The 22094-nt window shown below is 73.1% G+C and carries 20 protein-coding genes and 1 tRNA gene; 3 read left to right on the top strand and 18 right to left on the bottom strand.

Annotation, left to right across the window (positions count from 1 at the left end; all coding sequences use genetic code 11):
• Positions 1-183: 183 nt before the first annotated feature.
• From ACSBPG_RS18630 to ACSBPG_RS18615, 4 genes are all read right to left on the bottom strand, one after another.
• The gene (locus tag ACSBPG_RS18630) at positions 184-477 is read right to left on the bottom strand and encodes a nucleotidyltransferase family protein (protein ID WP_435538698.1); all 294 of its coding nucleotides are present in this window, start codon (positions 475-477) and stop codon (positions 184-186) included.
• Positions 478-880: 403 nt separating this feature from the next.
• Positions 881-957, bottom strand: a tRNA-Arg gene (locus ACSBPG_RS18625).
• 112 nt (positions 958-1069) lie between these two features.
• On the bottom strand, positions 1070-2182 hold the full coding sequence (locus ACSBPG_RS18620) for an ABC transporter substrate-binding protein (protein WP_435538697.1): 1113 nt from the start codon (positions 2180-2182) through the stop codon (positions 1070-1072).
• A gap of 56 nt (positions 2183-2238) precedes the next feature.
• Positions 2239-3309, bottom strand: coding sequence for an aldo/keto reductase (locus tag ACSBPG_RS18615; protein ID WP_435538696.1), 1071 nt, complete (start codon positions 3307-3309; stop codon positions 2239-2241).
• Positions 3310-3431: 122 nt separating this feature from the next.
• Between ACSBPG_RS18615 and ACSBPG_RS18610 the strand changes: the two genes are divergently transcribed.
• Complete coding sequence (locus tag ACSBPG_RS18610; protein ID WP_435538695.1) at positions 3432-4352, top strand: LysR family transcriptional regulator; 921 nt, start codon at positions 3432-3434, stop codon at positions 4350-4352.
• Between the two features lie 141 nt (positions 4353-4493).
• On the top strand, positions 4494-4985 hold the full coding sequence (locus ACSBPG_RS18605) for a hypothetical protein (protein WP_435538694.1): 492 nt from the start codon (positions 4494-4496) through the stop codon (positions 4983-4985).
• Positions 4986-5317: 332 nt separating this feature from the next.
• On the opposite strand, the gene ACSBPG_RS18600 is transcribed toward ACSBPG_RS18605, so the two are convergent.
• Positions 5318-6157, bottom strand: a complete 840-nt coding sequence (locus ACSBPG_RS18600) for a universal stress protein (protein WP_435538693.1) — start codon at positions 6155-6157, stop codon at positions 5318-5320.
• A 316-nt stretch (positions 6158-6473) separates the two neighbouring features.
• Between ACSBPG_RS18600 and ACSBPG_RS18595 the strand changes: the two genes are divergently transcribed.
• Entirely contained in the window at positions 6474-8219 is a 1746-nt protein-coding gene (locus tag ACSBPG_RS18595) for a putative bifunctional diguanylate cyclase/phosphodiesterase (RefSeq protein WP_435538692.1), read from the top strand.
• A gap of 210 nt (positions 8220-8429) precedes the next feature.
• On the opposite strand, the gene ACSBPG_RS18590 is transcribed toward ACSBPG_RS18595, so the two are convergent.
• The 13 genes from ACSBPG_RS18590 to ACSBPG_RS18530 form a co-directional block, all read right to left on the bottom strand.
• A complete protein-coding gene (locus tag ACSBPG_RS18590; protein WP_435538691.1) occupies positions 8430-9164 on the bottom strand; it encodes an ATP-binding protein in 735 nt (244 codons plus the stop codon).
• Positions 9165-9172: 8 nt separating this feature from the next.
• Complete coding sequence (locus tag ACSBPG_RS18585; protein ID WP_435538690.1) at positions 9173-9478, bottom strand: STAS domain-containing protein; 306 nt, start codon at positions 9476-9478, stop codon at positions 9173-9175.
• Between the two features lie 67 nt (positions 9479-9545).
• The gene (locus tag ACSBPG_RS18580; protein ID WP_435538689.1) at positions 9546-10685 is read right to left on the bottom strand and encodes a methyl-accepting chemotaxis protein; all 1140 of its coding nucleotides are present in this window, start codon (positions 10683-10685) and stop codon (positions 9546-9548) included.
• A gap of 1 nt (position 10686) precedes the next feature.
• Positions 10687-11751 carry a protein-glutamate methylesterase/protein-glutamine glutaminase gene (locus tag ACSBPG_RS18575; protein WP_435538688.1) on the bottom strand — a complete coding sequence of 355 codons (1065 nt, stop codon included), beginning with the start codon at positions 11749-11751 and terminating at the stop codon, positions 10687-10689.
• Between the two features lie 5 nt (positions 11752-11756).
• Complete coding sequence (locus ACSBPG_RS18570) at positions 11757-12383, bottom strand: chemotaxis protein (protein ID WP_435538687.1); 627 nt, start codon at positions 12381-12383, stop codon at positions 11757-11759.
• Positions 12384-12386: 3 nt separating this feature from the next.
• Positions 12387-13310 carry a CheR family methyltransferase gene (locus ACSBPG_RS18565; protein WP_435538686.1) on the bottom strand — a complete coding sequence of 308 codons (924 nt, stop codon included), beginning with the start codon at positions 13308-13310 and terminating at the stop codon, positions 12387-12389.
• A gap of 10 nt (positions 13311-13320) precedes the next feature.
• Positions 13321-13878, bottom strand: coding sequence for a chemotaxis protein CheW (locus tag ACSBPG_RS18560; protein ID WP_435538685.1), 558 nt, complete (start codon positions 13876-13878; stop codon positions 13321-13323).
• A 10-nt stretch (positions 13879-13888) separates the two neighbouring features.
• Positions 13889-16111 (bottom strand): chemotaxis protein CheA, encoded by a 2223-nt coding sequence (locus ACSBPG_RS18555; protein WP_435538684.1) that lies wholly within the window; start codon positions 16109-16111, stop codon positions 13889-13891.
• Positions 16112-16139: 28 nt separating this feature from the next.
• Positions 16140-16502, bottom strand: a complete 363-nt coding sequence (locus tag ACSBPG_RS18550; RefSeq protein WP_435538683.1) for a response regulator — start codon at positions 16500-16502, stop codon at positions 16140-16142.
• The gene (locus ACSBPG_RS18545) at positions 16499-16810 is read right to left on the bottom strand and encodes an STAS domain-containing protein (protein ID WP_435538682.1); all 312 of its coding nucleotides are present in this window, start codon (positions 16808-16810) and stop codon (positions 16499-16501) included. The genes ACSBPG_RS18550 and ACSBPG_RS18545 overlap by 4 nt, the downstream gene beginning before the upstream one ends.
• A gap of 129 nt (positions 16811-16939) precedes the next feature.
• On the bottom strand, positions 16940-19027 hold the full coding sequence (locus ACSBPG_RS18540) for a methyl-accepting chemotaxis protein (protein ID WP_435538681.1): 2088 nt from the start codon (positions 19025-19027) through the stop codon (positions 16940-16942).
• Between the two features lie 276 nt (positions 19028-19303).
• Positions 19304-20926, bottom strand: coding sequence for an ABC transporter ATP-binding protein (locus ACSBPG_RS18535; RefSeq protein ID WP_435538680.1), 1623 nt, complete (start codon positions 20924-20926; stop codon positions 19304-19306).
• Positions 20927-20951: 25 nt separating this feature from the next.
• Positions 20952-22094 (bottom strand): ABC transporter permease, encoded by a 1143-nt coding sequence (locus tag ACSBPG_RS18530; protein WP_435538679.1) that lies wholly within the window; start codon positions 22092-22094, stop codon positions 20952-20954.

Here is a 22094-nt window from a genome sequence, read left to right as displayed (position 1 = left end):
CGCACCTACGAGGCCATGCTCCACATCGTGTGTGCCGTCACCGTCTGGGAGTTCGTCGCCCTACTGGAATAGGCTCTTAGGAAAAGTCCGCCGTGAAGATTTCCGCGGTCATGCCCGCCACGAACGCTTGGGCGTCACGGGCATAGTCCAGCATGTCGGCAAGGCAGGCGGCCGGGTCGCGCGTCACAGGGACACGACCTCGGACAACACCCGCGGAGCAAGGCGCGGGCGCAGGGCGTCGCGCTCCACCAGATCGACGGGCACGCCCAAGGCGTCGCAGAGTTCCAGTTGCAGGCCGACATAGGCGATCAAGTCCATGCCCTCGCCCAACTCGACCAGGACGTCCAGATCGCTGTCGTCCTGCTGCTCGCCGCGCACGTACGAGCCGAACACGCCCATGGAGCGGATCGGATAGCGGCGGCGCAGATCGGGCTGCAAGGCGCGTAGCTGGGTCAGGATGTCGTCAAGGCTGCGCATGGCGGTCTCGGTGCTGACACGACCGAGCAACCATACAGCGCACCGGCCGTCGCCGTCACGGCCGCCGTAAACCGTCCCTCCATTCCGCCCCAAGAGCGCCCAGAAGGTTTGTCCATCTGGAGACGCGCCGGAACGCCGCACGCATGGATGAATTCAATGCATGCCCTTGCCGCGCAGGCCTCGTTTCTGCGGTCAGGGCGTTGGATGTCGGCTCGCGTCCCAAGCCTACGGCGAGGGTTCGGTTCCCTTCGCCCGCTCCGGCGCCTTCCCTCTGAAATCGGCTCGAGGGATCGACGCCGACGGGTGTCCCTGCGCGTGCCCCTGCGGAACGGGCCGCGTTGCCCGGCCGGTGCCCCAAAACGCGAACGGGGCCGGCGGTTTCCCGCCAGCCCCTGGCATTCGATGGTGATCCCGACAGGATTCGAACCTGTGACCCCCGGTTTAGGAAACCGATGCTCTATCCAGCTGAGCTACGGGACCGCCGCCACGCACCATAATCAATGCGCGGGCGCTTGCCAACCGTCGCAAGCGACCATGTCGCAAGCGGGCGGGCGCCGGCGGGCGCCGCGGCACGGGCCCGGACCGCCCGTCCTCACGCGATGGGAAAGGCCTGCTCGCCGGGGATCGTCGCGACCGGGTCGTAGACGTCCCACGGCCCGGCCGAGCGGTCCGGCGTCTTGACGCGGAGCAGGTGCATGTCGTGCAGCATCGTGCCGTCCTCGCGGACGCGGCCGTTCGTCACGTACATGTCGTCGAGCGGGACGCTGCGCAGGTGCCGGACGACGGCCTGCGGCTCGGTGCCGCCGACCGCCGCCACCGCCTTCAGGTACTGCAGCGCGGCGGAATGGTCGGCGGCCTGCAGCGACGACGGCATCCGCCGCCGGCGGGCGAAGAACCGTTCCGCCCAGCGGCGCGCCTCCGCGTCGCGCGTCCAGAACCAGCTGTCGGCGAGATAGAGCCCCTGCGCCGCTTCCAGCCCCATGTCGTGGATGTCGTCGAGGAAGGTGAGCAGCCCGACCAGGGCCATGCGGCCGGTCAGCCCCATCGTCTCCATCGCCGCCATGGCCTTGAGCAGCTCGGCGTGGCCGTTGGCCAGCCCGAGCACCTGGGCGCCGCTGTCGCGCGCGGCCGCGAGGAAGGGGGTGAAGTCGTCGGCGCCGTGGGGGTTCCGCACCGAGCCGACGACCGTTCCGCCGGCCGCCGCGACGGCGGCGGTGCCGTGCTCCTGCAACTCCCGGCCGAACGGATAGTCGGCGGTGACGTAGAACCAGCGCTCCAGGCCCTGCCGCGTCAGCACCAGGCCCGGCACCGTGGCGAGCGCCACCGTGCTGTAGGCGTACTGGATGACGGGCGGCGCCGCGCGCTCGCGGGTCTGCACCGACGTGCCGGCGCCGACCACCAGCACCGGCTTGCCGTGCTCCGCCGCGACGGCGGTCAGGGCGAGGCTGGTGTCCGAATTGACGCCGCCGATCACCACGTCGACGCCGCCCTCGCCGCACCAGCGCCGGGCGATGGCGGCGGCCTCCCGCTCGTCGTTGCGGTGGTCGCCCAGGAGCAGCTCGACCGGGCGGCCGGCGACCGTCCCGCCCATGTCCTCGATCGCCATGGCGATCGCCGCGGCGCCGGCGGGACCGTCCACGCCCTGATAGGGGCCGGAGAGGTCGGTGCAGAAGCCGATGCGGACGGGGGGATGGGGGTGGGTCATGGCTGGTGTCCTCTTGCCGGAATGCGGATGCGCCGCCGCGGGGAAGCCCCGCGCGTTCAGCGCCGCGGGGCGACGTCGGCGCCGCCGAAGACGAGCTGGCGGACCATCGGCCCGGTGATGAAGCGGTGCGGGAAGACCGGGGCCACGGCGCTCGCCGCGTCGAGCCGGGCGCGCTGGTCCTCGCTGAGGGCGATCCCGAGGGCGCCGAGATTGTCGTCCAGCTGCGCCGGGCTGCGCACGCCGAGGATCGGCGTGACCGGCACCGGCCGGGCGAGAAGCCAGGCGATGGCCACCTGCGAGGGGCGGGCGTCCAGCTCCCGCGCCACGTCGCGCACCGCGTCGGCGATGGCGAGCGCCCGTTCCGTCATTCCGCCCATGGCGGCGATGACGTCGCGGCGCGACCCGCCGACCTCGGCGCTCTCCTGGGCGCCGGCGAGATCGCTCCGGCCGTACTTGCCGGCGAGCAGGCCGCCCGCCAGGGGCGACCAGGCGACGACGCCGAGGCCCAGCGCATCGGCCATCGGGATCATCTCCTGCTCGACCGTGCGCTCGGCCAGGCTGTGCTCGACCTGCAGCGCGACGAAGGGCGACCAGCCCCGCAGATCCGCCAGGGTCTGCATCTCGGCGATCCGCCAGGCCGGGGTGTTGGAGATGCCGACATAGACGGCCTTTCCGCTCCTCACCACGTCGTCGAGCGCGCGCATGACCTCGTCCACCCCGGTGGTGAAGTCCCAGGCGTGCAGGTAGAGAAGGTCGATCCGGTCGGTGTCGAGCTGGCGCAGCGAGGTCTCGACCGAGCGCACGATGTTGAGCCGGTGGTTGCCGCCGGCGTTGGGATTGTTCGGCTCGCGCGCCATGGTGAACTTGGTGGCGACGACCACCTTCTCGCGCTTGGCCTTCATGAAGCGCCCGAGCAGACGCTCGGCGCTGCCGCCGGTGTAGTTCACCGCGGTGTCGACGAAGTTGCCGCCGCGGTCGACGTAGGCGTCGAACATGGCGCGGGCCTCGTCCTCCGCGGCCCCCCAGCCCCAGTCCGTGCCGAAGGTCATCGTGCCGAGCGCCAGCGGCGACACCCGCAGGCCGGAGCGGCCGAGCAGGCGATACTGGTCGAGCGACGTCACGCTCATCGTCCGTTTCTCCTCGTTCAGGGCGCCGTGCCGCGCCACGCGTTCGTCCCCGCAAGATGGCGGGCGTGGATTGTTGAGACAATTTGCTTCCCGCTTACTGCAGCGGTAAGATGGGCTAACCGATGACGACACCGAGCACGACAGACCTCGCCGGCATCCCGGCCTTCCTGGCGGTCGCCGAGACGCGCAATTTCCGCGCGGCGGCCGAGCGCATGGGGGTCACGCGCTCGGCGGTGAGCCAGTCCCTGCGGGCCCTGGAGAACCGGCTCGGAACGGCGCTCGTCCGGCGCACCACCCGCAGCGTCAGCCTGACCGACGCGGGGCGCGCGCTCTACGAACGCCTCGCCCCGGCGATCGGCGAGGTGGCCGCGGCCATGGCCGCCGCCGGCGACCGCGACGGCCATCCGACGGGCCTGTTGCGGCTGGCCGTGTCCTCGATCGCCGAGAGCTTCCTGTCCGGCACCCTCATCGCGGGGTTCGTTGAGGCCCATCCGGGCATCCAGGTCGACGTGACGGTGACCGACGAGGAGTTCGACATCGTCGCCAGGGGGTACGACGCCGGCGTGAGGCTGGGGGAGGTGCTCGCGCAGGACATGGTCGCCGTGCCGGTGTCCGGCGACCAGCGGCAGATCGTCGTCGGCGCGCCGGCCTACGTCGCGCGGTGCGGCAGGCCCGAACATCCCCGCGACCTGGTCCGCCACCTCTGCATCGGCTGGCGCCCGGCGCCGGACGTGGCGCCCTACCGCTGGGAGTTCACGGAGAACGGGCGGGACTTCGACGTGGACGTGCGGCCGCGCGTCACCACCAACGACATGTGGGTCATGGTCCGCACCGCCGTCGCCGGCGGCGGGCTGACCTTCGGCGTCGAGGACACCTTCCGCCCCTACCTGGAGCGCGGCGAGCTCGTCGCCATGCTCGAGGACTATTGCCCGCCCTTCCCGGGCTTCTTCCTGTACTTCCCCGACCGCCGCAATCTCGCGCCCAAGCTGCGCGCCCTGGTCGACCACGTGCGCCGCCGGCGCCGCCCGCCGCCCCCCGCCTGAGCGCCGGGGGGACGGCGCCGCCGCCGGGCGCCATCGCGGTACCCCGAGCGCGCCGGTCCGCCGCGGCAACCCCGGCGTGGCCTTGGCCGTTGAGTCCGGGATACGCCCGCCGCCGTCCACCCCGTCCCGCCGGAGGATGCCATGCGCCTCAGCCCGCCGCTCGTTCCCGCCGCCGCCGCCCTGGCGCTCGCCGCCTGCGCCGGCACCGATCCGCTGCCCGAGACCACGGCCGCCGCCTACCGGCCGCTGGAGCTCACCAGCCTGATGGTGCTGTCGCCCGACGGCGACCACATCCTCGGCAACATCGGCGAGGTGCGGGCCGGGCCCGACGGCCGCGCCCGCACCATCGTCATCGACGGCGGCGCGCCGCTGTTCCCGCTCGGCCGGCGCATGGTGGTCGACGCCGAGGACCTGCGCGCCCAGCCCGTCCTCGGCACCACCTGGCTGGTCGGCCAGCCGTGGCGCGTCGTCGCCGGCTTCGAGCCGGCGGCGCCCGCCGCCGCCCAGCCCGCCGCCCAGCCCGCCACCATGCCGGCGGCCGGGCGGGCGGCCGGACCGATCGCCGAGCCGGCGACCTTGCCGCCCCCGCCGCCGACCGTCCCGCCCGCCGAACGGGCGCCGGCGGCGCGCTGACCCGGGACGCCCGGCCACCGACGCCCGGCGCAAAAAAGGGCCCGCCGGTGAGGGCGGGCCCAGTGTTCTAAGAAGCGTCCAACCTGTGTTGCAACCCATCGAATGCCCGGACGGTAGACGGTGTTCGCCGGCACCGCAATCCGCCCCGGCGAACTTTCCGTCCTGCGGAAAGGGCGCGCAACCAGTCTTTCCGCCTAGGAAGCTTGGCGGGGATGCCGGCCCACCGCCGGCACCCCATCTCTAGGGTTCAGCACGTACCCAGGGAACTCGCCGGACCGTCACGACGGTCCGGCTTTCTTCCCTTGGCCCGGCGGCGGCCCGGCAGCGGACCATCAGTGGGCCAGCAGCACCGGCACCGTCATGTGCTGGAGCATGTAGCGGGTCATGCCGCCCAGCACCAGCTCGCGGAAGCGCGAGCGGCCGTAGGCGCCCATCACCACGAGATCGCAGGACTCGTCGGCGATGGTGTTCAGCATGGTGTCGCCCGGCTCCACCTGGCGGGTGGTGATGTGCGCCGATTCGACGCGGCAGCCGTGGTGCGAGAGGTGGCGGGCGATGTCGGCGCCGGGCTCGTCGCCCAGCCCGGCGAAGCCCGACGGCGGGTTGACCGCCAGCACCACCACGCGCTGCGCCGTGGTCAGCAGCGGCAGCGCGTCGGACACCGCGCGCGCCGCCTCGCGGCTGGCGTTCCAGCCGACCAGGACGCGCTCGCCGACGGTCGCGAAGCTGCCGGCGTAGGGCACCACCAGCAGCGGACGCCCGCACTCGAACACCAGGTCCTGCGGCATCACCACCGGCGTGTCGCGGTCGCGCCGCGGTTCGATCTGGCCGACCACCACCAGGTCGGCGTAGCGGCCGTGCAGGGCGGCCGCCTGGGTCGGGTCGCCGCGCACGGCGCGCCATTCCGAGCGGTCGGTCAGGCCGAAGCGCCGCACCCGCTCCTCGAAGGCGCGGCCGGCGGCGGCGGCCCGGTCCTCGGCGGCGCGGCGCTGGGCGTTGCGCACCTCCTCGGGCAGTTCGGCGGCGACGTAGGCCGGCAGTGGCGGCTGGGCGATGACGTAGAGTCCGGTGAGGTGCGCGTCGTGCCGGGCGGCGAGCTGGGCCGCGACGTCGATGCGCGCGGCGGCCGCGGGCCCGTCGTCGACCACCACCAGCAGATCCTTCAGTGCCATGTCGTCGTCTCCATGCAGCCCGCCGGGACCGGGGCGTCCGCTGCCCCCCGCGCGCGGGCGACTCAAACTATAGCGCCGCCGACCCGGGGTGGCGACGGTCTCAATGGTCAACACAGGGGCGCGCAAAACACCGCCCGCCGGCGCGCGTGCGCGTCCGGTGCCGGCCCCTCCGCCGTCGCCGACAGTGCCGCCGCGGCCACAACCGGCCGTCCTGATCGAGGCGATGGATTTGCCGCTTTGCTTTTGACGGGCAGGCAAGGTATCGCGTAAGTGTTCGCGGTCGGTCGACGGACGGTGCCCTCTTTCTCGCGTGCCTATGAACACGGATCCCCATCTCGACGCGCTGGTTGCGGCCCTCAGCGGCACCGAACGCTCGGCTCCGGCGCTCGCCACCCTGATGCAGGTCATGGATTCCATGCCCACCATGGTGGGGCTCCTCGACACCGAGCGCCGGCACATCTACGCCAACCGCGCCTATCTCGAGTTCATGGGCTGCGCCCTGGCCGATCTCGCCGGCCGCACCGTCGCCGGTGCCATGGGCGAGGACCTGTTCCGCGCCACCCGCGGCACCGTCGACCGGGCGCTCGCCGGCGAGGTGGTGATCGCCGAGGGCTGGCTGCCCGACCCCGCCGGCGGCCAGCGCTACATGCAGCGCGTGCACGCCCCGCACCGCCGCCCCGACGGCACCATCGCCGGCTATTTCGTGCTGCTGCAGGACCTCACCGAACGCCGCAAGATCCAGGACGACCTGTTCCGCCTCGCCTACTACGACCCGGTCACCGGGCTCGGCAACCGCCTGCTGCTGGTCAAGCACATGGCCGACTACCAGGCGGTGGGGGAGCCCTTCACCCTGCTGACCGTCGACGTCGACCGCTTCCAGGAGGTGCGCACCAGCCTGGGCCAGGCCTTCGCCAACGAGCTGCTGATCGACATCGCCCACCGCCTCGCCCGCGACGGCGGCCCGTTCGACATGCTGGCCCGCATCAGCGACCACGCCTTCGCGCTGCTGATGGCCGGCCAGGTCGGCCCGGCGGTGGTCGAGCAGCGGGTGGACACGGTCGCCGGCATCGTCCGCTCGGCGCGCTCCAGCTCCGGCGCCGCGGTGTTCCTGTCCGCCAGCATCGGCGTCGCCTCCTGGTCGGAGGCCCACGAGCGGCCGGAGGACGTGCTGCGCGACGCCGAGATCGCCACCGGCCACGCCCGCCACGCCGGCGGCGCCCGCTACGCCCGCTTCGACCCGGCCATGCACGCCCGGGTGGTCGAGCAGGTGCGCCTCGAGCACGACCTGCGCCGCGCGCTGGAGCGCGGCGACGAGCTGTGGGTCGCCTACCAGCCGATCGTCGAGATGGTGACCGGCGGCCTCGCCGGCTTCGAGGCGCTGGTGCGCTGGAGCCATCCCGAGCGCGGCAACATCCCGCCCGGCGTCTTCATCCCGATCGCCGAGAGCACCGGGCTGGTGGTGACGCTCGGCACCTGGGTGCTGCGCGAGGCGTGCCGCCAGATCGCCGACTGGCAGGACAAGCGGCTGCCCGGCTCGGCGCCGCTGTTCATGAGCGTCAACCTGTCGCCCCTGCAGCTCGGCGATCCCGGCTTCGTCCACGTCGTGCGCGGCGTCCTGCGCGAGACCGGGGTCGAGCCGCCCTGGCTGAAGCTGGAGCTGACCGAGGGCGCGGTCATGGAGAAGGCCGAGCAGTCGATCAAGCTGCTCGAGCAGCTGCGGGCGCTCGGCATCAAGCTGTCGATCGACGACTTCGGCACCGGCTACTCGTCGCTCAGCTACCTGCACAAGCTGCCCATCGACAGCCTGAAGGTCGACCGCTCCTTCGTCTCGGCCATGCACCAGTCGGAGGAGAACCGGGCGATCGTCCGCATCATCGTCGACCTCGCCCGCCTCCTCGGCTTCGACGTGATCGCCGAGGGCATCGAGACCACCGCCGACGCCAACCTGCTGCGCGCGCTCGCCTGCGACTACGGCCAGGGTTACCACTATTCCCGCCCGGTGCCGGCGGCCGACGCCGAGCTCCTGGTGGTCGGCGAGCCGCCCTGGCGCGACGGGCTGTAGGACGCGGCGCCGGGACGGGCGGGGCGGCGGATGCCCTCTTCCCTCCGGGGCCGGGGATGCGTGCGTTGTGGCGCATTCCGCCCGCGCTGCCGGTCGGACGGGAGAAAAAGCCCCTCTCCCACAAGGGGAGAGGGGCTCTGGGAGACGGTTGACCGATCCATCCAGCGAAATGGGCGAATACGAAAGCATCCGCAGGGCAGGGGCGTGCTCCTACAGCGCGAAACGCATGCGGATGCGCCGGCCGCCGTCCAGCAATTCGTGGGCGCTGGCGACGGCGCCGATCAGGGCGAGGCCGCGGCCGGCCGCGGCGGCCGGGTGCCGCGGCGGCGGGGCGGTGAAGCCGGCCCCGTCGTCCGCCACCTCGACGACGACTCCCCGCGCCTCCAGCCACGCCCGCACGACGACGCGGCGGCCGGCGAACGCCGGATCGGCCAGGCGGGCGGCGAGGGCGGCGGAGAAGCGGTCGAGGGCGGCGACGCCGGCGTCCTGCACGCTCTCCACCTGAAGGTTGCCGTGGATGATGGCGTTGGCGACCGCCTCGTGCAGGGCCAGCTCCAGGTCGCCGCCCCGGGGGCCGGCCGGCGGGTGCCGGGCGGCCAGCGCGGCGGCGAGGCGGGCGGCGAGCGGCAGGCGGTTGGCGGCGGCGGTGGTGAGGCTGGCGTGGAGGTCGGCCCCGGCGGCGGCGCGCACCGCCGCCGCCAAGCCGTCGTCGTCCAGTCCGCCGACCTCGATCCAGGCGGCGAAGGGCGGCCGCCACAGGGCCGTGTCGTCCGCCATGTCGTGCGCCGTGTCGCCGAGCAGGGCCGCCACCGCCGCCGGTGCCGCGCCGCCGGCCGCGCCTTGCGCCGGGGCCCAGCACGCTAGGCCGAGCGCCCGCGCCAGCCGCCGCAGCCGCTCCACGGGCAGGCCGGCGCCGTGCAGGGCGTCGAGGCGGGGCGGCGCCACGGCGGCCGCTAGTCCTCGATGGCGACGATCTTGTCGAGCTGCGCCACCGCCAGCACCCGGCGGACCTGGCCGGCGGCGCCGCGCAGCACGAGCTCCTTGTCGACGCCGGCCATCTCCTCGCGGGCGATGAGCAGCATGCCGATGCCGGCGGAGTCGACGAACTCCAGCCCCTCGAGGTCGAAGACCTGGCGGGTCGCCGCGTTGCCCAGCATCTCGCGGATCAGCGCGCGCAGGCAGGCGTGGTCGTTGAAGGTGAGGCGCCCGCGCAGCCGCACGACGGCGTCCTTCCCCTGGATGTCCATTGCGTAGTCCATCGGTCCCCCTCGTCGGTCCTGGTGCCGACTGGTGTCTCGCGCGGCCGATCCGGCGCCGGCGGCCGCTTCAGAAGAGCTCGACGTCGCCGGCCGAACCGTCGTCCCGCCCGGCGGCGGCATCGAGCGCCCCGTGCAGGTCGAGCGCCGTGCCCTCCAGCAGCAGCTTGCGCACGAACCGCTCGCGCACGTCGCTCAGCCTGAAGCGGCCCAGCAGCGCGTCCAGCCAGGCGTGCGGCACCGGGGTGTCGACGTCGGGCGGCAGCTTGCCCCGCGTGCGGTCCTCCAGGTCCTCCAGGCCGGCGGCGATGACGTGCAGGCTGTCGCTCACCGCCTCCAGCCGCTGCTTGGTGAGGTCCTGGAACTGCATGCCGGTGACGACGTGGGCGATCGTGCCGGACATCTCCGTCGACACCCGGGCGGCGGTCTCCAGCACCGCCTTCACGTGCTCGGTCTGCTCGACCAGGCTGGCCATCGACTTGTCCACCCGCTCCTTGGCGCGCAGCTGCGGCGACATGTCGGTGTCGGCGATCCGGCGCAGGATCTCGTGGCCGTGGCGGACACCGCGGACGACCGCCGTCACCTTGGCGCGCATGCGGTCGGCGAGCGCGCTGGTGTCGTGCGAGAGGTGGCGCACCTCCTGCGCCACCACGGCGAAGGTGCGCCCGGCCTCGCCGGCCCGGCTCGCCTCGATGGTGGCGTTGAGGGCGAGGAAGTTGGTCTGCCGGTTGATGGTGTCGATGTCGGTGATCGAGCGCTCCAGCTCGGCGACGTCGTTCTGCACGTCGTCCAGCAGGTGGACCATGCTCATGGCCTGCTCCGACAGGGCGACGACGTTGGCGATCATCTCGGCGATCGAGCCCTGCATGTGCTCGACCACCTCGCCGAGCGGCACGCGCGCGCCGTCGACCTCGACCGAGCCGGCGGTGGCGACGATCTCCTGCACCCGCCCGGACTGTTCCAGCGCCTTGTCCGTCAGCTCGCGGAAGCGGCCGGACAGGTCCAGGGTGGAGGTCTCCACCAGGTCGGAGGTGCGCCGCAGCTCGCCCTGCACCGCCTCCATGGTGCGGCGCTGCACGTCGGCGAAGCCCATCCAGGTCGCCAGCAGCTCGTAGTCGACCACCACCTGCGGCCCGCCGAGCGGCGCCGGTTCGGTGCCCTCCGGCCGGGTCGGCGCCACCGCCGTTTCGGCACGCCAGTCGAAAGCCATCTCACACGCTCCTTACGTCGCCCGGCCGCGCGCCGCGGGCGGCGACCGCCCGCAGCATCTCGGCCGGAATCTGCGCCAGCGGCAGCTCGACGGCGACCGCTCCGGCGTCGCGCGCCGCGCGCGGCATCCCGTAGACGACGCAGCTCGATTCCTGCTCGCCGATGGTATAGGCCCCGGCCTGGCGCATTGCCAACAGGCCGGCGGCGCCGTCGCGCCCCATGCCGCTCAAGATCACACCCACCGCGTCGGCTCCGGCGGCCTCGGCCACCGAGTGGAAGAGGACGTCGACCGACGGGCGGTGGCCGCTCACCGGCGGGCCGTCGTCGATGCGGCAGGCGAAGCCGCCGGCGGCGGGCGCCAGCGTCAGGTGGCGGTCGCCGGGGGCGACGTGGACGGTCCCCGGCTCCAGCCGGACGCCGGGGGCGGCGACCCGCACCGCGGGCGGCGTCTGCCGGTCGAGCCGGGCGGCGAGGCTGGCGACGTAGGAGGGGCCGATGTGCTGGGTCACGAGGATGGGCGGGCAGTCCGCCGGCATCATCGACAGCACGGCGCGGATGCGCTCGACCCCCCCGGTGGAGGCGCCGATGGCGATGACGCCGGCCCGGGTCCCGGCCCGCCACGGCGCCGGCGCCGCCGGGCGTGCCGCCGGGAGCGCCGTCGGGCGCGCCGTCGCGGCGACGCGGATCTTCGCCGCCAGCTCGGCCGCCATGGCGGCGAACCGCTGGCCGTCGCTGCCGTCGGGCTTGGCGACGCAGTCGACGGCGCCGATCTCCAGGGCGCGGATCGCCGCGTCCGACCCTTCGCGGGTGAGCGAGGAGACCATCACCACCGGGGTCGGGCGCAGCGCCATGATCTTTTCCAGGAACGACAGGCCGTCCATCCGCGGCATCTCGACGTCCAGGGTGATCACGTCGGGGTTGCTGGCCTTGATGGCGGCGCGCGCCTCGTAGGGGTCGCCGGCGGTGGCGACGACGGCGATGCCGGGCTCGCGGCTCAGCGCGTCGGTCAGCAGCGCCCGCATCAGGGCGCTGTCGTCCACCACCACCACGCGGATCGGCCTGGCCACGGCGCTCAGCCCTCCACGAACAGGTCGATGTCGCCCTCGACCGGCCGCTCGGCGAGCTGCGTCAGGAAGCGCAGCTCCCGGCCGACCGTCTCCGACAGGGCTTCGGGCCGCAGCAGCCGGCGCAGGGCGCGGCCGCCGTGGGGGAAGTAGTGGACCCGCCGCGCCGAGCGGCCGCCGAGGTCGTGCCCGACCAGGGCCAGCCCCTCGCGCAGGACGTAGTCGATGGCGAAGGCGGCGTTGCGCAGACCGATGTCGGCGCTGGAGCGGATCACCCGGGCGCCGCCGAACAGCTTGACCTCCAGGCGCGAGCGCCGGCCGCCGCGCGCCAGCACGTCGTTGATCAGCCGCTCCATCGCCACGGCACCGTAGCGGGCCGCGGCGTCCGCGTGTCCGGCCTCGGTCTCCGGCACCTCGGGCAGGAGGAAGTGGTTCATGCCGCCGACGGCCGCCACCGGGTCGCACACGCAGGCGGCGACGCAGCTCCCCAGGGTCGTCACCATCATGAGGTCCGCGCGGTCGCTCACGCGGTGGCGGCCGAGGACGACCTTCACCGCGTGGGCCTGGAAGTGCGGGTCGTAGTGGCTGTCGCCGTGGCTCGGCTCGGCGGCGCGTCGGGCGCTGTCGACGGTCATCGCTCACAGCCTGCGGTAGGTGGTCGGGCCGGTCTGGCGGAAGCCGTCCGACACGCCGTAGAGGCTCTCCGAATGGCCCAGGTACAGGTAGCCGCCCGGTGCCAGCAGGCGGGCGAAGTTCTCGATCACCTGGGTGCGCCCGGCCCGGTCGAAATAGATCAGCACGTTGCGGCAGAAGATCGCGTCGAAGGGCCCCCTCATCGGCCAGGGCTCCAGCAGGTTCAGCGGCTTGAAGGTGATCAGCCGCTTCAGCGCCTCGTCGACGGCGAAGGTCGCCTCGCCGTCCTCGCGCCGCCGCCGGGTGAAGCGGTCGCGCAGCGGGGCGGGGACGCCGTCGGCCTGGTCGGCGGGGTAGACGCCGCGGCGGGCCGTCTCCACCATGTGGGTGTCGATGTCGGTGGCGAGGATGCGGGCGTCCCAGCGCGCCAGGTCGGCCAAGCCGGCCGCCACCACCATGGCGATGGTGTAGGGTTCCTGTCCCGACGAGCAGCCGGCCGACCAGACGCGCAGCCGCGGCCGCGCGGCGCCGGCCTGGCGGGCGCGGACCTCCGGCAGGACCGTCGCGCCGAGATGCTCGAAATGGTGCGCCTCGCGGAAGAAGGTCGTGAGGTTGGTGGTCAGCGCGTTGACCAGGAAGCCGATCTCGCGGTCGCCGGCGTCGCTCTCCAGGAGCTCGCAGTAGGCGTCGAAGTCCCTCAGCCGCAGGTCGCGCAAACGGCGGGCGAGGCGCGAGTAGACCATCTCCGCCTTGTGGGGGGCGAGATGGATGCCGGCGAGGCGGTGGATCAGCCGCGCCACGAAGTCGAAGTGCCGCCGCCGGAACGGGAATTCCCGCCGCGCCGCCGCCGGGCGGCCCGCCGGCGCCGCCGCCGGGTCGGCGGGAGGGGGGGCGGCCGGTGCGCCGTTCACCGCGGACAAGCCGTTCACGCCGGGCCGTTCACGCCGGGCCGCCGGCCGGCGCGCCGGGCGGGCGGTCGGCCGTGTCGGCGTCGCTGCTCTCGGCGGCGAACAGACGCTCGACGTCGAGCAGGGTCACCATGCGCTGGTCGACGGTGTAGAGGCCGCTGAGATACTCCGCGTCGACCATGCCGACGTCGGCGTCGGGGGGCGGCTTGATGGCGTCCCGGTCGATCGACAGGATGTCGGAGATGGCGTCGACCAGGATGCCGCGGGTGCGCTCGCCGACCTGGATCACCACCACGACGTGGCGCCGGGTGACCTCGGTGCGGCCGCCGCCGAAACGGGCGCGCAGGTCGAAGATGGGGATGATGACGCCGCGCAGGTTGATCACCCCGCGCACGAAGTCCGGCAGGTTGGGCAGCCGGCTTTCCGGCGTCCAGCCGCGGATCTCGCGCACCGCCAGGATGTTGACGCCGTACTCCTCGGCGCCGACCGTGAAGGTGACGTACTGCGCCTCGTGGTCGGCGGCCATGTCGCCGCGGACCGCGTCGAAGCGGGCGCTGCCGGCGGTCGCAAGGGCGGTCGAGCTGTTCATCGGTTTGGCCTCACACCGTTTCCAGGGGCGCCGGGTCGGCGTCGTTCATGGTTGGCTGGGCGGGCAGGGCGGTCGGCCGGGCGCCGCCGTTCTCGGCCTGCCGGCTCATCTCGCGCAGTCCCGCGACGTCGAGGATCAGGGCCACCCGGCCGTCGCCCAGGATGGTGGCGGCGGCGACGCCGTCGAGGCGGCGGTAGTTGGCCTCCAGGCTCTTGATGACCACCTGCTGCTCGCCCAGCACCTCGTCCACCACCAGACCCAGGCGTGCGCCGTCCTCGGTCTCCACCAGCACCACCAGCCCCCGGGTGGCGTCGCCGACCGCCCTGGGGATGGCGAACAGCCGGTGCAGGTAGACCAGCCGCACGTACTCGCCGCGCGCCATCATGACGTCGCAGCGGCCGACCAGCCCGTGCAGGTCGGCCGGCTTGGGCCGCAGGCTCTCGACGATGTTGGTCAGCGGCAGGACGAAGCGCTCCTCCCCCACCGAGATCACCATGCCGTCCAGCACCGCCAGCGTGAGCGGCAGCGACAGCACGAAGCGCGAGCCCTCGCCCGGCGCGGACTGCACGGTGATGCGCCCGCCCAGCGAGGTGATGTTGCGCCGGACCACGTCCATGCCGACGCCGCGCCCGGAGATGTTGGACACCTTGTCGGCGGTGGAGAAGCCGGGCAGGAAGATCAGGTTGTCGATCTCCTCGTCCGACAGGTTGGTGCCGGGCGGCACCAGGCCCTTCTCGACGGCCTTGGCGAGCACGCGGCCGCGGTCGATGCCGCGGCCGTCGTCGGCCACCTCGATGACGATGCGGCCGGAGCGGTGCTGGGCCGACAGCCGCACCGTGCCCTGCCTGGGCTTGCCGATCCGCTCGCGCTCGTCGGGGCCCTCCAGCCCGTGGTCGATGGAGTTGCGGATCATGTGGGTCAGCGGGTCCACCAGATTCTCGACCACCGTCTTGTCGACCTCGGTGGCCTCGCCGGCGGTGACGAGCTGGACCTCCTTGTGGGTCTCCGCCGCCAGTTCGCGGACCAGGCGCGGCATGCGGCTGAAGACGCTGGACACCGGCTGGGCGCGGATCGACATGACGCTCTCGCGCAGCTCGCGGGTGTGCTGGGCGAGCTGCTCCAGCCCTTCCAGCAGCGCCTGGAACTGGCCCGGCGGCAGCTCGCGGACGTGCTCGGCGATCATCGCCTGGGTGATCACCATCTCGCCCACCATGTTGACCAGCCGGTCGACCTTGTCCAGGTCGACACGGATGGTGTGGGCGGTCAGGGCGACGTGGTTGGCGCTGCCGTTGCCGCCGTTGCCGTTGCCGCCGTTGCCGCTGCCGGCGTCGCGCCTGGCCGGCGCGTCCACCGTCCCGGCCGCCGTCCCGGCCGCCGTCCCGGCCACCGCCCCGGCCGCCGCGGTGAGCATGGGCGGTACGACCGCCGGCGCCGCCGGCGGCAGGGGCGGCGGGACGGGCTCGGCGGCGATGCGGATGTCGCACTCGTCGGCGACGAACTCGAAGACGTCGTCGATGGCCGCCCGGTCGAGTTCGGGCCCGGCGCTCAGCCGCACCGTCCACCACAGGTGCAGCGCCTCGCCCGCGAGGTCGGTCAGCGCGGGCAGGCCGTCGTCGTGGCACTCCACCTCCGCCGTGCCGAGGCGGCGCAGCGCACGCAGGATGTGGAGGGGCTCGTTGCCCGTCGTCAGCAGGTCGGCCGTGGGGCGGAACGTGACGGTCCAGCGCACCGCGCCGGTGTTCGCCGGCGCGGCCCGGGCCGCCTCGATGGCGGCCAGCGCGTCGCCGAAGATGCCGGCCTCCCCGTCCTCCTCGTCGGCCGGCGCCGCCGGCGCCACGGCGGCCGGCTCCGGCGCCAGGAAGCGGCGCAGGGCCTCCGCCACGGCGTCGGTGGCGCCGGGCGGCGCCGGCACCTCCTCGCGGGCGTAGGCGACCATCCGGCCCAGCACGTCGTTGGCGCGGATCAGCGTGTCGACGAGGGCGGTGGTGACGGGGATGGTGTCGTTGCGCACCCCGTCCATGACCGTTTCGAACTGGTGGGCGAAGGCGACGAGTTCGGCAAAGCCGAAGGCGCCGCCGCCGCCCTTGATGGAGTGGACGGCGCGGAAGACGGCGTTGACCTCGTCACTGTCGACGCGGCCCGGGGCCAGGGCGAGAAGACCGGCCTCGGCCACCGCCAGCAGTTCGGCGCATTCGTCGAAATAGGTCTGCTTGAAGCGGCTCAGGTCTTCCACGCGTGTCCTCCTCCGGGCCGGTGCGGCGTCAGCCGCAGACCTTCTGGACGACGGAGATCAGCTTGTCCGGGTTGAACGGCTTGACGAGCCAGCCGGTGGCGCCGGCGGCCCGGCCCTCGGCCTTCTTGGCGTCGTCCGACTCGGTGGTCAGCATGAGGATCGGCACCGTGCGGTGGGCCGGGCTGGCGCGCAGGCGGCGGATGAGGGTCAGGCCGTCCATCACCGGCATGTTGAGGTCGGCGATCACCAGGTCGACCGGGGTGCCGGCCAGCAGCGAGAGCGCCTGCTGGCCGTCGCCGGCCTCCAGCACCTCGTAGCCGGCGCCCTTCAGGGTGAAGGCCACCATGTCCCGCATCGTCCGCGAATCGTCGACGGTCAGCACCTTCTTCACGCGACACTCCATTGCTGCAGCCACGGCGCGAGGCCGAGATCCTCGCACGCGCCGACCAGGACCGGCGACGGGCGCTCGACGGCGAAGCGGCACCCCCGGTCGGCGGCGTGGCGGGACGCCGCCAGCAACGCCTGCAGGCACGCGGTGCTCAGCCGCTCCACCGCCTCGGCCTGCACGACCACCGTGCCGGCCTTGGCGAATCCGGCGCGCAGGCCGTCCAGCAGCGGCTGCGCCATCGCCAGGTCGAGGTCGCCGGGCAGCCCCAGCGTCACCCGTCCCTCCGCCTCGCTCCACCGGATCTCGGCCACCGCACCCTCTCCGCACCGCACGAGCCCGCCGCCCGCCGGCGCAACCATGACAGAGGCCCGGATAAGGATTGGTTAAGCGCATAGGCCGAACGGGAGGGTGGCGACGGCACGGCGACGCGGGACCTCCGTTCAGGCACGGATGCGCTGCAGGAAGTCGGCGACCCGCACGCGGATCACCTCGGCCTCCTTGGACACCTCGGCGGAGGCGTCGAGCACCCGGCCGGCGGCGCCGCCGGTCTGGTCGGCCGCCTGGGTCACCTCGCCGATGCTGCCGCTGACCAGCTCGGTGCCGCGCGCCGCCTCCTCGACGTTGCGGGCGATCTCCGCGGTGGCGGCGTTCTGCTCCTCGACGGCCGCGGCGATCGTCGTGGCGATCTCGTCGATGCGCACGATGGTGCCGCCGATCCCCCGGATCGCCTGGGCGGCGTCCGTGCTGATCGCCTGCATGGCCTGGATCTGCTGGCTGATCTGTTCGGTCGCCTTGGCGGTCTGGTTGGCGAGGTTCTTGACCTCCGAGGCGACCACGGCGAAGCCCTTGCCGGCCTCGCCGGCCCGCGCCGCCTCGATCGTCGCGTTCAGCGCCAGCAGGTTGGTCTGGCTGGCGATGGAGTTGATCAGGCCGACGATCTCGCCGACCCGGCCGCTCGCCTCGACGAGACCGGCGACGGTCGCGTTGGTGGTGTCGGCCTGCTGGACCGCCTGGCGGGCGATCGACTGGGAGCTGGTCACCTGCAGCCCGATCTCCTGGACGGAGCGGGCGAGCTCTTCCGACGCGGCGGCGACGGTCTGGACGTTGGCCGACGCCTGCTGCGACGCCGCGGACACCTCGGCCGCCTTCTGCGCGCTGGCGGTGGCGACGTCGGACAGGTCGCGGGCGGTGCCGTCGAGCGTGGCGGAGGCGGCGAGCACGCTGCGCAGCACCTGCGACAGATCCGCGTCGAAGTCGCGGATGGCGGCGTCGACGGCGGCCGCGCGCCGGTCCCGGGCCTCGCGCGCCTCGCGCTGTTCGGTCTCGATCCGCTCCTTCTCGACGGCGTTCTGGCGGAAGGTGCCGAACGCGCCGGCCAGGGCGCCGATCTCGTCCCGCCGCCCGGCATAGGGCGCCGCGACCGTGAGGTCTCCGTCCGCCAGGCGCAGCATGGCGTCCCTGATGCGCTCCAGCGGCGTGATCACGCGCCGCCCGATCGCCAGCATGCTCGCTCCCGCCAGGACCACGGTTCCCGTCAGCAGCAGCAGGTTCCGGACGAGGGTTCCCAGCGCCGCGCTCCGCAGTTCCTCGATGCGCGCGCCGGCGGCGTCGAGCGCGCGCAGCGCGGCGGTGAGCATCGTCTCCTGGTGGAGCCCGTTGAACTGCGACCACTGGGTGGGGGTGAGTTCGGGCTTTTCCCCCTTGGCGAGGGCGTCGACGATGCGGTCGCGCACGGCGACGTACTCGCCGCCGACGTAGGCGGCCTTGGCGGCCGCCAGGCTCTCCAGGACGGCGGCCGGCGTCGCGTGGCCGGACGCGGCCTCCTCGACGGCCGCCCAGGCCGCCTGGACGCCGCCGACGAGGCCGAGATAGCGGCGGTGCGCGTCGGCGCCGATCCGGCCGTCGGTCGCCTGGGACGGGACCAGCGCCGCGTTGCCGCCGACGGTGCGGGCGTTCCAGATGAGCTGCTTGACCATCAGCATCTGGTCGACGAAGGAATCCGTGCCCCTCGCCATGGCGGTCAGCTCCGTGGTCAGCCGGTCCACCAGCTCGATCGTCTCGGTGGCCGTCGCCGCGAACTCCTTGCCGAGCTCCGCCCGGCGTGCGTCCTTCGGCTTGGTCATCGCCTCGCGGGACTCGGCGTGCAGCGTCGTGAGCGCGTCGGCGAGACGCTCCAACCGCGCCACCGCCGCGTCCCGGTCGGCGAGGTCGAGGCCGCGCACGGTGGCGAGCGCCGCGCGCAGGGACGGGACGTCCTCCGCCCGGGCGTCCTCCACCCCCTTGATTTCCGCGGCCTCGGCGGGGGCCGCGGCGTCCAGCGCCCGCACCGTCCGCGCGCGGTCGAGCCGCAGCCGGTCGAGGGCGCGGAAGGCGTGGCCGGACGCCGTCACCACGCCGGCGGTGCGCTCGGCCTGCGCCAGGCGCTGCCACGATCCCCAGGTGTCGATGGCGACCAGCAGCATGATGGTCGCCGTCATCACGGCGATGACGGATTTCAGGAGGGCGCTGACGGACAGGCGGCTCAGCATGGCGGACCTCGGGCCGGGACGTTGCGGGGCGACGCGGGCGATCGCCGTCGTGCCTTCCGCCGGGATGCGGGGCGCGGGGGACGAGACCGGCGGTCGGTCCCCGGAAGCAAGAGCCGAGCCAAGGGGCGCGCCCGGCCGCGCCCTCCGCCGCCGACCCTGCGGCGTCAAGGGTGTCGCCTCTTCCGGGCGCGGACCGGGGCCGGCCCGCCCGAGGCGGCGGCCGGTCCGCCGCGCATTCTGGTGTGCGGAATGCGAACGGTGCGCGGCCGGCGGACGCTACATCCGCACGGCGTCGCTCTTGACCGCCTCGAGGTTGAGGGCGGCGGCGAGCAGGGCGCGGGTGTAGTCCTGCTGCGGCTGCTCGAAGATCCGCTGGGTCGGGCCCTGCTCCACCACCTTGCCGTCCTTCATGACGATGACGTGGCTGGACAGCGCCCGCACCACCCGCAGGTCGTGGCTGATGAAGAGGTAGGCCAGGTTGTGGCGGGCCTGGATGTCGCGCAGCAGGTCGACGATCTGCGCCTGCACCGACATGTCCAAGGCACTGGTCGGCTCGTCCAGCACGACGAAGCGCGGCTTCAGCACCAGGGCGCGGGCGATGGCGATGCGCTGGCGCTGGCCGCCGGAGAACTCGTGCGGGTAGCGGTTGCGGGCTTCCGGCGGCAGGCCGACCTCCTCCAGCGCCGTGGCGACCATGGCGTCGCGCTCGGCGCCGCTGCCCATGCCATGGATCTTCAGACCCTCGCCGATGATCTGCCCGACCGACATGCGCGGGCTGAGCGAGCCGTAGGGGTCCTGGAAGACCACCTGCATCTCCCGGCGCAGGGGGCGGAGCGCCTTCGCCGGCCGGCCCTGGATGTCCTTGCCGTCGAACAGGATGGCGCCCTGGCTGGACTGCAGGCGCAGCAGCGCCAGGCCGAGCGTCGTCTTGCCCGAGCCGGACTCGCCGACCACCCCCACCGTGTGCCCCGCGCGCACCGTCACCGACACGCCGTCGACGGCGCGCACGTGGTCGACGGTGCGCCGCAGGACGCCCTTCTTGATGGGGAAGTGGACCTTGACGTCGCGCGCCGTCATCACCTCCGGCGCGTCGGCCGGCGGATTCAGCGGGTTGCCCTTGGGCTCGGCCGCCAGCAGCTTGCGGGTGTAGGGGTGCTGCGGCCGCACGAACAGGTCGGCGGTGGCGGCGTGCTCGACGATCTCCCCCTGGTTCATCACGCACACCCGGTCGGCCATCTTGCGCACCACGCCGAGATCGTGGGTGATCAGCAGCAGCGCCATGCCGAAGCGCTGCTGCAGGTCCTTCAGCAGCTCCAGGATCTGCGCCTGGATGGTGACGTCGAGCGCCGTCGTCGGCTCGTCGGCGATCAGCAGGTCCGGCTCGTTGGCCAGCGCCATGGCGATCATCACGCGCTGGCGCTGGCCGCCCGACAGTTCGTGCGGGTAGGCGCCGAGGCGCCGCTCCGGCTCGGGGATGCCGACGAGGCGCAGCAGCTCGAGCGTGCGCCGGCGCGCCGCCGTGCGGTCCAGGCCCTTGTGCAGGAACAGGGTCTCGTTGACCTGCCGCTCGATGGTGTGCAGCGGGTTCAGGGAGGTCATCGGCTCCTGGAAGATCATGGCGATGCGGTCGCCGCGCACCCGCCGCAGGGTCTTCTCGTCGGCCCCCATCAGCTCGGTGTCGAGGAAGCGGATGGAGCCCGCGGGGTGGTGCGCCATGGGGTAGGGCAGGAGCTGCAGGATCGACAGCGCGGTCACCGACTTGCCCGAGCCGGACTCGCCGACCAGCGCCAGCGTCTCCCCCTTGGCGATGTCGAAGGAGACGCCGCGCACCGCGTGCATGGCCGATCCGGCGGAGCGGAAATCGACCGACAGGTTGCGGACGGACAGCAGTTCGGGCATGGCCGGGGTCACCCTTCGCGTTTCGTCATTCCGCCGCCTTCGCCGCGCCGGCCGCGCCGGTCGCGGTGTCGGAGACGTTGGGGCCGGTGGAGAGCGCGCCGATGGTCTTGCGCGGGTCGAAGGCGTCGCGCACCGCCTCGCCGATGAAGATCAGGAGGCTCAGCATGATCGCCAGCACGAAGAAGGCGGTGAGGCCGAGCCAGGGCGCCTGCAGGTTGGCCTTGCCCTGGGCCAGCAGCTCGCCCAGCGACGGCGAGCCCGGCGGCAGGCCGAAGCCGAGGAAGTCCAGCGCCGTCAGGGTGGTGATCGAGGAGTTGAGGATGAAGGGCAGGAAGGTCAGGGTCGCCACCATGGCGTTGGGCAGCACGTGGCGGATCATGATGGTGGCGTCGCCGGCCCCCAGCGCCCGCGCGGCGCGGACATAGTCGAAGTTGCGGGCGCGCAGGAACTCCGCCCGCACCACGCCGACCAGCGCCATCCACGAGAACAGCAGCAGCAGGCCGAGCAGCCACCAGAAGTTCGGCGTCACCACCGACGACAGGATGATCAGCAGGAACAAGGTCGGCAGGCCCGACCAGATCTCGATGAAGCGCTGGAACAGCAGGTCGGTGAGGCCGCCGAAGTAACCTTGGACCGCGCCGGCGGCGACGCCGACGATGGAGGACAGGATGGTCAGCGTCAGGCCGAACAGCACCGAGATGCGGAAGCCGTAGATCAGCCGCGCCACCACGTCGCGCCCCTGGTCGTCGGTGCCCAGCCAGTTGTCGGCCGAGGGCGGCGCCGGGGCGGGGACGTCGAGGCTGTAGTTGATGGTGCGGTAGCTGAAGGGGATCAGCGGCCACACCATCCAGCCCTTCTCGTTGATCAGCTCCTGGACGTAGGGGTCGCGGTAGTCGGCGTTGGTCTCGAACTCGCCGCCGAAGGTCGTCTCGGGATAGTTCTCGAAGACGGGGTAGTAGTACCGCCCGTCGTACTCGACCAGCAGCGGCCGGTCGTTGGCGATGAACTCGGCGAACAGGGTCACCAGGAAGATCGCCAGGAAGATCCAGAAGGACCAGAAGCCGCGGCGGTTGGCGCGGAAGTTGCGCAGCCGGCGCTTGGTCAGCGGCGTGACGCGCAGGCCGAGGAAGCGCGGCTCCATGGGGGTCGGCGGGGCGGTCGCGGCCAT

Origin of the sequence: Azospirillum sp. ST 5-10 (assembly GCF_051225715.1) — a bacterium.
Lineage (GTDB): Bacteria > Pseudomonadota > Alphaproteobacteria > Azospirillales > Azospirillaceae > Azospirillum.
The sequence above is the reverse complement of the archived record's forward strand: the minus strand, read 5'-3'. Positions and strand labels throughout refer to the sequence as shown.

Bases quoted from the DNA above. Each gene is read 5' to 3' on its own strand.
- ACSBPG_RS18620 (WP_435538697.1), bottom strand. From the start codon at position 2,182: ATGACCCACCCCCATCCCCCCGTCCGCATCGGCTTCTGCACCGACCTC.
- ACSBPG_RS18570 (WP_435538687.1), bottom strand. From the start codon at position 12,383: ATGACCGTCGACAGCGCCCGACGCGCCGCCGAGCCGAGCCACGGCGAC.
- ACSBPG_RS18630 (WP_435538698.1), bottom strand. From the start codon at position 477: ATGCGCAGCCTTGACGACATCCTGACCCAGCTACGCGCCTTGCAGCCC.
- ACSBPG_RS18540 (WP_435538681.1), bottom strand. From the start codon at position 19,027: ATGCTGAGCCGCCTGTCCGTCAGCGCCCTCCTGAAATCCGTCATCGCC.
- ACSBPG_RS18535 (WP_435538680.1), bottom strand. From the start codon at position 20,926: ATGCCCGAACTGCTGTCCGTCCGCAACCTGTCGGTCGATTTCCGCTCC.
- ACSBPG_RS18615 (WP_435538696.1), bottom strand. From the start codon at position 3,309: ATGAGCGTGACGTCGCTCGACCAGTATCGCCTGCTCGGCCGCTCCGGC.
- ACSBPG_RS18610 (WP_435538695.1), top strand. From the start codon at position 3,432: ATGACGACACCGAGCACGACAGACCTCGCCGGCATCCCGGCCTTCCTG.
- ACSBPG_RS18530 (WP_435538679.1), bottom strand. From the start codon at position 22,094: ATGGCCGCGACCGCCCCGCCGACCCCCATGGAGCCGCGCTTCCTCGGC.
- ACSBPG_RS18580 (WP_435538689.1), bottom strand. From the start codon at position 10,685: ATGGCTTTCGACTGGCGTGCCGAAACGGCGGTGGCGCCGACCCGGCCG.
- ACSBPG_RS18560 (WP_435538685.1), bottom strand. From the start codon at position 13,878: ATGAACAGCTCGACCGCCCTTGCGACCGCCGGCAGCGCCCGCTTCGAC.
- ACSBPG_RS18585 (WP_435538690.1), bottom strand. From the start codon at position 9,478: ATGGACTACGCAATGGACATCCAGGGGAAGGACGCCGTCGTGCGGCTG.
- ACSBPG_RS18605 (WP_435538694.1), top strand. From the start codon at position 4,494: ATGCGCCTCAGCCCGCCGCTCGTTCCCGCCGCCGCCGCCCTGGCGCTC.
- ACSBPG_RS18595 (WP_435538692.1), top strand. From the start codon at position 6,474: ATGAACACGGATCCCCATCTCGACGCGCTGGTTGCGGCCCTCAGCGGC.
- ACSBPG_RS18600 (WP_435538693.1), bottom strand. From the start codon at position 6,157: ATGGCACTGAAGGATCTGCTGGTGGTGGTCGACGACGGGCCCGCGGCC.